Genomic DNA, 10,070 nt, shown 5'->3' on the forward strand with positions numbered 1-10,070 from the left:
CCTTTGGCTGCCAAAGAACTCAAGCATACCTTGCTGATGTTTGATGCATTCCACGATGTAGAAGAAAAAGTAAAAGCGGGCAACCCGCATGCGAAAGAGTTGATGCAATCCTGGGCTGATGCCGAGTGGTTCACCAGCAAACCTAAAGTTCCCGAGAGCACCAAGCTCACCGTTTTCAAAGTCACCGGCGAAACCAATACCGATGACCTGTCACCAGCACCTGATGCCTGGTCACGCCCTGATATCCCCCTGCACTCACTCGCCATGTTCAAAATGGCGCGCGATGGCATCACCCCTGATGAGCCAGGCAAAATCGGCCCAATCAAACAAATCGAAGCACTGAAAACCAAAGGCTATCCATTGGTATTTGTGGGCGATGTAGTCGGTACCGGTTCTTCACGTAAGTCAGCAACCAACTCAGTACTCTGGTTTATCGGTGAAGATATTCCGGGCGTACCTAACAAGCGTACCGGCGGTGTGTGTATCGGCAGCAAAGTCGCGCCGATTTTCTACAACACCATGGAAGATGCTGGCGCACTCGTGTTTGAAGCACCGGTTGATAACCTGAACATGGGCGATGTAATTGAGATCCGTCCTTACGAGGGCAAAATCCTCAACGCCACTACCGGTGCTGTGATCTCAGAATTCAGCCTCAAATCAGACGTATTGTTGGATGAAGTTCAAGCTGGCGGCCGTATCCCACTGATCATCGGCCGTGGCCTGACCACCAAAGCGCGTGCATCATTGGGCTTGCCTGCAAGCACTTTGTTCCGCCTGCCAGAAGCACCGGCTGATAGCGGCAAGGGTTATACCCTCGCACAGAAAATGGTGGGCAAGGCATGCGGCGTTAAAGGTATTCGCCCAGGCACTTACTGCGAGCCCTACATGACTACCGTAGGTTCACAGGACACCACTGGCCCTATGACCCGCGATGAGTTGAAAGATTTGGCGTGCCTTGGCTTCTCTGCCGACCTGACCATGCAGTCTTTCTGTCACACAGCGGCTTATCCAAAGCCAGTAGATATTGAAACCCAACATACCCTGCCCGACTTCATTATGACCCGCGGCGGTGTTTCACTGCGTCCAGGCGACGGCATCATCCACAGCTGGTTGAACCGTATGTTGCTGCCTGACACCGTAGGTACTGGTGGCGATTCACACACCCGTTTCCCAATCGGCATCTCCTTCCCGGCCGGTTCCGGTTTGGTAGCTTTTGCTGCGGCGACTGGTGTTATGCCACTCGATATGCCGGAGTCTGTTCTGGTGCGCTTCAAAGGCGAATTGCAACCAGGCATCACATTGCGTGATCTGGTAAACGCGATTCCGCTGTACGCAATCAAAGCTGGTTTGCTGACTGTTGAGAAAAAGGGTAAGAAGAATATTTTCTCTGGCCGCATTCTTGAAGTTGAAGGTTTGCCTGACTTGAAAGTAGAGCAAGCGTTTGAAATCTCTGACGCATCGGCTGAGCGTTCAGCGGCTGGTTGTACTATCAAGTTGGACAAAGCGCCCATCATTGAATACATGACTTCCAACATCACCATGCTGCGCTGGATGATCGAACAAGGTTACGGCGATATCCGCACCCTTGAGCGCCGCGCACAGAAGATGGAAGCCTGGATTGCCAACCCTGAACTGATGGAAGCCGATAAAGACGCAGAATACGCGGCCGTTATCGACATCGATCTGGCTGACATTAAAGAGCCAATCCTCGCCTGCCCGAACGATCCGGATGATGTGAAAGTATTGTCTGAAGTTCAAGGCGCGAAGATTGATGAAGTGTTTATCGGTTCGTGCATGACCAACATCGGTCACTTCCGCGCTGCGGGTAAATTACTGGCCTCAACCAAAGACGAGTTAACGACCCGTCTGTGGATTGCCCCGCCCACCAAAATGGACGAGCATCAGTTGATGGAAGAAGGCTACTACAGCATCTATGGCGTTAAAGGTGCCCGCACCGAAATGCCAGGCTGCTCACTGTGCATGGGCAACCAGGCGCGTGTAGCTCCAAAATCAACGGTGGTATCTACCTCTACCCGTAACTTCCCGAACCGTTTGGGTGAAGGCGCGAACGTGTATCTGGCTTCTGCTGAATTGGCTGCTATTGCTGCGGTACTCGGTAAGCTGCCAACACCAGAGGAATACCAAAGCTACGCGAGCAAAATCAACAGCATGTCTTCCGAGATTTATCGCTACCTCAACTTCAACGAAATTGAGAGCTACCAAAACTCGGCTAACGAAGGCAAGCGTATTGCTGCGGTAGAGATCCAAACTGTTGCTGTGTAAGGCCGAGAAAAAATAAGACGCAAGTCTTAAACGAAAAAACCCGCTTTTCAGCGGGTTTTTTTATCTGCAATATATGTTGCCGCAAACCGGTTTTATTTCTCGAAACTGATGTCATGCAACCGCACTTCTGCTGCAGTCTTCTGTTCAGGTTTTATGTTGATATACAACTCGGTGAAGCCGCTGGTTTCTTTTAAGGGAATACTGTTGCGCCCATAGGTTTTTAGCTTGGTAGGTGAAATGGTACCCGAAGCCAGCACATCACCTTCGGCATTGCCGCGGCGAATTTCGAATAGCCATGTAGTCGGCTCTTTAAAAAACAACGCTCCTATTTTTACGGACTTCACTGCAGTCAAATCATAGCGGCCAAACGCGAATCCAGAGACTTCTTCACTAGCGGGAACCATAATTGACTTAACATCATAGAATGTATCTTGCTTGGCTTCTTTGGTCGCAGAAGTTGGTACATACACACTATAAAAATCCAACCGCGCCGGGATAAGTTTGATTTGTTTACCTACCTCAATTGACGAGAAATTATTTGCGCCTTTGTCCTTGTACTTTGCAGTAAAAATATACGCCTCACCACTTAAGGTGTAGGGTTTATCTGCGTTTAAAGATGCCGATTTTTTTTGATGCGATTTAAGATCAACGGTACCTGCCAATGCCAAACCTTTAGGCGAATGATCTTCCGCCAGCGATAACACATAAGTGGCCAGTGCGGTGCGTTCAGCTTCGCTCAAACCGGAGAACGCCGGCATATTCATTTCACCCCACACACCTGCGCCGCCATTGCCAAGTTTATTCACTAGATACGCGATTGCTTTGGAATCTTTTTGATATTTTTTAGCAACTTCGCGGAATGCCGGGCCAACCATTTTTTCATCCAGCTTATGGCAACCCAAGCAATTGTTCGCATCAACCAACGCTTTACCTTGATCAATTAAATTAACAGCTTGATGCCCAAGTGCAGATTTTTTCTCCGGCTCTACATAAGTAAAAGTAACCAGTGGATTACCATTTTCTACCTCACTGACAGTACCATCTTCTTTATCATTAACAGAGAACGCATAATTAAACTGTTTGGTGTCAGACCAGAAAAACGATTGGTTTTCTGTAGTAGAGAAGCTAATCACTGGCGGCTCGTTACCAATTTCAAGTGGCGCAGTGAACAATGACTTTGCCCCCTGCGCATCGGTTACTGCCAAATCCAGATTGTATTTTCCCGGTTTATCCAACGCCAAATTCAACTCAACGGCATCACCTAAAGCACGCTCAGGACAGGCTGCATCGGCACAGTGCAACTTCCATGCATAAGTAATTTTGTCGCCATCCAAATCCACTGATTTATTCGCTGATGCATTAATGGTTGCCGGGACGCCAAATTGGGTTTTGTCTAACGTAATTTCCGCAACAGGTGGACGGTTACCGGCACCAACATATTCAATCCGAGCAAGGCGCGCATCCGGGTTGCCGGTAAACCATGACATACCATATTCAAGTACATACAAAGTACCATCGGGTGCAAAGCGTGCATCAATCGGCAATGCGTAATTAATTTGCGGGGCAAAAGGCTCAATTTTTTGAATGCGCCCTTGCTCATCAAAACTCACCACTTTTAACCAAGCGCGCATAAAATCGAGGATAAATAATTTATTGTCGTAATATGCAGGATAACGGTTTACCGATTCAGGATAATCACCAGAGCGATAAACATCGGCGACCAAGGCCGTGCGCCCGCCCGTACCCATTTCAGGAAACACATCGGATGTTCCGTAGGGATAAGCAATAAACGCTGGTTGTGCGGGAGGCAATTGTTTTGCGCCGGTATTATTGGGCGAGTAGTTAACCGGATTGTTTACATCAACCAGATCACCGGATTTTTTCGTTACATAATCGTATTGGTTATATGCTTTGTTTTGTCCGATAACCAGCGGCCAACCGAAATTACCTGGCGCCGTTACGCGATTAATTTCATCGTAACCGCGCGAGCCTTTTTCATCGGAATCATTGCTTGCATCGGGGCCGACATCACCGTAAAACAACGTGCTGTTAGCTTTATCAAAAGTGATGCTGTAAGGGTTGCGCGCGCCCATCACATAAATTTCCGGGCGGCCTTGAGCAGCGTCAGTGAATAAGTTTCCGGCAGGAATATCGTAACCACCTTCTGCTTTAGGCTTTATGCGCAACACCTTCCCGCGCAAGTCGTTGGTATTACCGGCACCACGCAACCCATCGTTCTTTTTCATGCCCGTGCGAAAATCGAGCGGTGCATAACCATCCTGATCGTGCGGATTGGTATTATCGCCAGTGGAGAAAAATAATTCGCCATTGTTGCCAAATTGCAAATCGCCGCCGGTATGACAGCAATTATTATCGATCGGGTACTGCAGGACTTTTTGTTCGGTTGTGGCATCGACTTGGTTGTTGCGCCACAAAAAATGTGACAAACGCTGCGCAACATTCCCGGCTTCATCCTTCACTGTGAATGCCGCATAGATGCGCTGGTTTTTATCAAAATCAGGATCAACCGCCACACCAACCAAACCCCATTCCTGAAACTTATCGTAACCAACTAGCAACTTGCCCGCATCGCTGATTTGGCCGGTTATATAATCAACGCGCTGGAAGGCGCCAGGGCGCAATGCAATTAACGCATCGCCATTCGGGAAAAATGCCAGCTTCACTGGCTCATCTAACTTTTCGACCAAGGTCTTTTTAATAAAGCGATTATTTTCCGGTCTGGATTTGGTGTAATCCAAACGCGGCTTAAAACCTGGGCGATGATTCAAACCTACCGCATAAGCCATACCGCCAAGCAAGTGCTGCAACAGGTTCGGATCAGAAAATGATTCACTGGTGTGCCCCATACCCGTGTAAAACGCGCGGCCGCCATCATAATCGTGATACCAGGAAATGGGGTGATCATGGCCGTGCCCGCCACCTTGGTATGTTGACTCATCAACCTTGGCAACCACGTTGATAAATTCATACATATCGCGATAGTTGTACCACTCATCGGCCACACTGATGGCATCTGGCAAGGCCTCAGTCGACAAATGTTTTTTATCGACAAAATTCACTGTCGCTTGCTGCACATTATTTGGCGTGTTGGGATGATCCTTAAATACTGCACCCACCAAATTGCGATACCAAAACCAATCGCCTTCCCATTCGGTATCGGCAGCTGCATGGATACCCACAAAACCACCGCCCGCTTGAATGTAGCGCTCCATTGCCAATTCCTGATTTTCATCAAGCACATTGAGCGTGGTGTTTAAAAACACAATTGCATTGAATTGGCTCAGTTCGGCATCGGTAAACATTGTCGCGTCTTCTGTCGCCAACACCGAAAATTGATGCTCTTTAGCCAATTTTTCAAACGCAGCTATGCCAGCGGGAATTGAATCATGACGCCAACCCGCCGTCTTGCTAAACACCAAAATACGTGCGCCGCTAATGCTCTGCGCCTGGCTTGCCGACGTAGTGGGTGCTGCAAAATTTGGCGGCCCATCAGGTGCCGCTGTTTCTGATGTCCCCTGCCCGCAACTGGCAAGCAAGAGAAGGAAAGTTAATCCGATTAGCTGTTGAGTTTTAACAAGGGTGTACTGGCCGAATATCCGCATGACCGAACCTTTTTTTAGATGTATTTTTAGTAGTGGTGATAACGATTGAACAAGTAAAACTATAGGACTGGTATAACAAAAACGCACATCCCTGAAAATGAAAATGCCACTGATAATATCAGCGGCATTTTGTTTTAGCCTGCATGTTTACGCTTATAAACGCTTCTTATCCTATAGATCTCAACATGCTTACACTCGGGAGTTTTCCAACCAACGCTGCAAGCGGCTTTCCAGATCATCGTAACGGATCGGTTTACTAATATGGTCATCCATTCCTGCGGATAAAACCTCTTGATCAGAATCAGATTGTGCTGCGGTTACTGCCACAATCGGCAAATGCCGGAGACTGTTGCTCGCACGTTCATGCGCGCGGATTTTTTGGGTGGCGATTATGCTGTCCTGCTCTTTCATGTCGTAATCCATTAGAACCAGATCAAACCGCTCTTTCTCAACGATCTCAACTGCTTCTGAGCCGTTATTCGCAATTTGCACATAGCAGCCCAGCTTTTTTAGCATGGCACTAATTACCATTTGATCTACACGATGATCCTCAACGAGAAGAACGCGCGGCATCACCGCCAATCCAAGCACATCCCTCTCTTGGGGTTTACGTTCGTCATCGATATTCAGATTCAATAGTTTTTGCACCGCCACATCGTGTAAACGCCTGCGCATAATCGGTTTTTCAATCACACAGATTTGCGGGTGACTGCGCAAATGCAACTTCATTTCCGGACTATCGCTCTGCAATATACTCATGGCGATAATTTGTTTCACATCAGCGATATCAGGGTGCGCCGCTATTTCGCGCGACAGTGCCAAACCATTCATATTATTGAGTTTGGTAAAAATCAGCACTAAATCAAAGGGAGTGTTGTTCGCAGCTTGTTCACGTAATTTTGTAATTGTTTGCTCCTGCCCAGACGCAATGGTAGTACTCATACCCCAAGCATTGATTTCGTCAGCCAATGCATTAGCGTTGCTATCAGGCAGGTCGACCAATAACGCGCGCTTACCGCGCAACTTCTGCTCTGAGCCAAAACGGCGATCTTCATGGGATACCACCTGCAGTGTGACATTAATAAAAATGCGATTGCCGCGATTTTTATTTTCACGCAAATGAATGCTGCCACCCATGCATTCTGCCAAGCCTTTACAGATCGACAAGCCTATGCCTTTTTGGTTGCTCTCATGAGCCTCAGGATCATTTTCTCCCGCAACATTTTTTTCGCTATCGCTGATGATAACCTGCAACTCGCCTAGATCATCCTGCTCCTGATGAAACCGCGCCTCAATATAGACATGCTCAATTCGGCTAGCTTTGAGTGTGTGGTTTAGGAGGGTCGCCAGAATTTGGTTCAGACGCGCCACATCCCCTTTGACCCGCAACGGCATATTCGGATCAAAACTGTAATACAGCTCAATGCCTTGCTGATGTGCATCGAGCGTAAAATCCTGTACAAATTTTTCCAGCACACGACGCAGATCAAATTCAACTTCATCCAGCACTAGTGTTTTTGTGGTGATCTTGGAGAAATCGACCACGTTATTTACCAAATCGATTTGCCGGCCAGTCGCTTTGTTCGCGGTAGTGAGCAATTCGCGGTGATGCTCGGAAAGTTGACTGTCGTCGATTAACGAGAGCGTACTCATTACATCGCTAATTGACGAGCGAATCTCCTGCCCGAGGTTTACCAAAAATTCATTTTTTAATTCGATCTGCGCCTGTGAGGTACGCTTTTCATTTTCCAAACCTTGCGCGCGTTCTCGCAGAGAATAATGCGCTTCCAGCCGCTCCCAGTAAGCAAGCGAGGTGACCTTTCCCTGATGGCTGAGCATCACGTAAAACACCAACATAATGCAGCCGTACAAGGCACCTTCCGCGGTGCCGAGCATAATGGCGGTAATAGCAGCAGGCACCTGACCTATCGCTAAATACAAACTCAGAAAATGGCGGTAAGGTGCAAAAACGTTGGCGACACTGGAATAAAAAACAACCGAATAAAGCCACATCACCAAGGTTTCGTCGCGCATCCCCTGCAACCAGGTCAGTGTTACCAAAATCACACTCCACCAGGCAGCGCCAAGACAGGATGCGAAAAAGTATTGGTTACGCCAGCGTGTGGGTGCGCGGGCGTAAAGCGTATCGAAACGGAACAAATAATAACTACGCACCAGAGTCACCAGCAGTAATCCGGTCACCAGCACTATCGCCAGGTTGTGTTCTTTTTCCTGAAAGTCACCGAACGCTAGACAGAGAACAAAGACAATAAAATTAAGAATCAAACCGCGTCGGCTGTATTTGGCAACGCGCGCGTCGGTTTCGCGCATGATGGCGCGGTCTTTTTGAACCTTGGTGGCGGGGACAAAAAAATGAAGCATGGTTAACCCACAGTGATGACAATTGGAATCAATGCTATGCCTTCATAGGCTAGCTGAGGATGTGTACAAATACTTCTTTAATCACAAATACCATAATCGCAAAACCCAGCACACCAAACAGGATGAAGGTGCCAAATCGGCCCGCTTTGGATTTTTTAGCGAGATCCCACACAATAAAAAACATAAAGATAATCAGCCCGCCGCCACAAATGTACATAGCCCAGGTTTCAAATTGTTCGAGATTCATGGTCGATTAAGCCTGATAGAAACGTGAAGAGGATGAATGGGGCGGCATTGTAGCGAAAAAAACAAAAAGCCGCTGTATTAGCGGCTTTAGGGATAAGGTTAAGCGTACTTGTTACACCACCTTTATAAAAGCTCGATCAACTCGGGCACCGCATCAAATAAATCGGCAACCAAACCATAATCTGCCGCTTGAAAGATAGGTGCATCCGGGTCTTTATTGATCGCCACCACTACCCGTGAATCGCGCATACCCGCCAGATGTTGTACGGCCCCCGATACCCCTATCGCAATATACAACTCTGGAGCCACCACTTTACCGGTCTGGCCGACTTGCATCTCGTTGGGGGCAAAACCGGCGTCGACTGCTGCGCGGGATGCACCAACCGCAGCACCTAGCTTATCTGCCAAGCGGTAGAGCAGCTGAAAATTCTCACTGGCTTGCAACCCACGCCCGCCCGATATCACCACACGCGCCGAGGCAAGGTCTGGCCGCTCTGCCTGCATCTGTTGCTGGTCAATAAAACGGCTCATGTTTTGCACCGGAGGCGGCGTGATGGGCACTATAGCCGCAATCCTTTCTCCCAAAGTGACATTCTCAAAAGCACTCGCACGAACACTCAAGAGTTTAGTTTGTTGCTCGGTACGCACACGGACAAGTGCGCTCCCCGCATAAATGGGGCGGGAGAATTCGCAGTCTGAATGTATGGTGACCACATCTGTAACCGGCTGGATATCCATCAATGCCGCCACACGTGGCAACAGGTTTTTTCCGAAGGTAGTCGCGCCCACACAGAGATAGGCATAGCCGCCAGCGAGCCCACACAACCAGGGCGCAAGTGTTTCGGACAACTGATGCTCGCCGCTATCACTGTCAGCAAGCAACACCTGGCGAACACCCGGAATACGTGCGGCCATGCCGGCGACTGCAGCGCAATCCTTACCGACGACCAATAGATCAACCTCAAGATCGACAAAATGAAGCAGACGCTCAACCGCCCCCATCACCTTGAGGTTGATCAAGCTGAAACCACTTGAATCCTGCTCGATCAACACCAAAATTGCCGGATTATTTGATAACGTCATAGCACCTTGGCCTCCTGCCGCAGTTTATCCACCAATTCGGCAACACTTTTCACCTTGATTCCATGCTGGCGAATCCTGGGGGCTTCGAACGCCAGAGTTTGCAGGCGCGCTTGCAGATTCAACCCCAAATCTGCCAGTGGAATTACCGTGAGCGGCTTCTGGCGCGCCTTCATAATGTTGGGCATTGTTGGGTAGCGCGGCTGATTAAGGCGCAAGTCGGTGGTGATTACGGCGGGAAGTTTCAGCGCAAGAGTTTGTAAGCCTCCATCCAATTCACGCGTTACCCAGACCTCATCGCCTTTGCATTCAATACGGGACGCAAACGTACCCTGTGGATAGCCACAGAGCGCTGCCAGCATTTGTCCGGTTTGGTTGTGGTCACCATCAATGGACTGCTTCCCTAATAGCACGATCCGGGGCTGTTCTTGTTGCACCAGTACCTGCAGTACTTTG

Annotated in this window: 6 protein-coding genes; 1 reads left to right on the forward strand and 5 read right to left on the reverse strand. The window is 48.8% G+C overall.

The window, feature by feature from the left end; all coding sequences use genetic code 11:
* Positions 1-2,283, forward strand: a 2,283-nt coding sequence (acnB, locus tag ACWA6V_RS10645; RefSeq protein WP_449522469.1) for a bifunctional aconitate hydratase 2/2-methylisocitrate dehydratase, incomplete at its 5' end; no start/stop codon positions are given.
* A 92-nt stretch (positions 2,284-2,375) separates the two neighbouring features.
* On the opposite strand, the gene ACWA6V_RS10650 is transcribed toward acnB, so the two are convergent.
* From ACWA6V_RS10650 to ACWA6V_RS10670, 5 genes are all read right to left on the reverse strand, one after another.
* Positions 2,376-5,906 carry a ThuA domain-containing protein gene (locus ACWA6V_RS10650; protein ID WP_449522470.1) on the reverse strand — a complete coding sequence of 1,177 codons (3,531 nt, stop codon included), beginning with the start codon at positions 5,904-5,906 and terminating at the stop codon, positions 2,376-2,378.
* Positions 5,907-6,095: 189 nt separating this feature from the next.
* Positions 6,096-8,288 (reverse strand): response regulator, encoded by a 2,193-nt coding sequence (locus tag ACWA6V_RS10655; RefSeq protein WP_449522471.1) that lies wholly within the window; start codon positions 8,286-8,288, stop codon positions 6,096-6,098.
* Between the two features lie 49 nt (positions 8,289-8,337).
* Entirely contained in the window at positions 8,338-8,535 is a 198-nt protein-coding gene (locus ACWA6V_RS10660) for a DUF2788 domain-containing protein (protein WP_449522472.1), read from the reverse strand.
* 122 nt (positions 8,536-8,657) lie between these two features.
* Positions 8,658-9,617, reverse strand: a complete 960-nt coding sequence (locus ACWA6V_RS10665) for an electron transfer flavoprotein subunit alpha/FixB family protein (RefSeq protein WP_449522473.1) — start codon at positions 9,615-9,617, stop codon at positions 8,658-8,660.
* Positions 9,614-10,070: electron transfer flavoprotein subunit beta/FixA family protein (locus ACWA6V_RS10670; protein WP_449522474.1), on the reverse strand; the 457-nt coding region annotated here is incomplete at its 5' end. The genes ACWA6V_RS10670 and ACWA6V_RS10665, both read right to left, overlap by 4 nt.

The organism is Cellvibrio sp. (assembly GCF_053579595.1).

What these genes read in the sequence shown, in the direction of transcription:
- ACWA6V_RS10665 (WP_449522473.1), bottom strand. Translation starts at nt 9,617, where the DNA reads ATGACGTTATCAAATAATCCGGCAATTTTGGTGTTGATCGAGCAGGAT.
- ACWA6V_RS10660 (WP_449522472.1), bottom strand. Translation starts at nt 8,535, where the DNA reads ATGAATCTCGAACAATTTGAAACCTGGGCTATGTACATTTGTGGCGGC.
- ACWA6V_RS10650 (WP_449522470.1), bottom strand. Translation starts at nt 5,906, where the DNA reads ATGCGGATATTCGGCCAGTACACCCTTGTTAAAACTCAACAGCTAATC.
- ACWA6V_RS10655 (WP_449522471.1), bottom strand. Translation starts at nt 8,288, where the DNA reads ATGCTTCATTTTTTTGTCCCCGCCACCAAGGTTCAAAAAGACCGCGCC.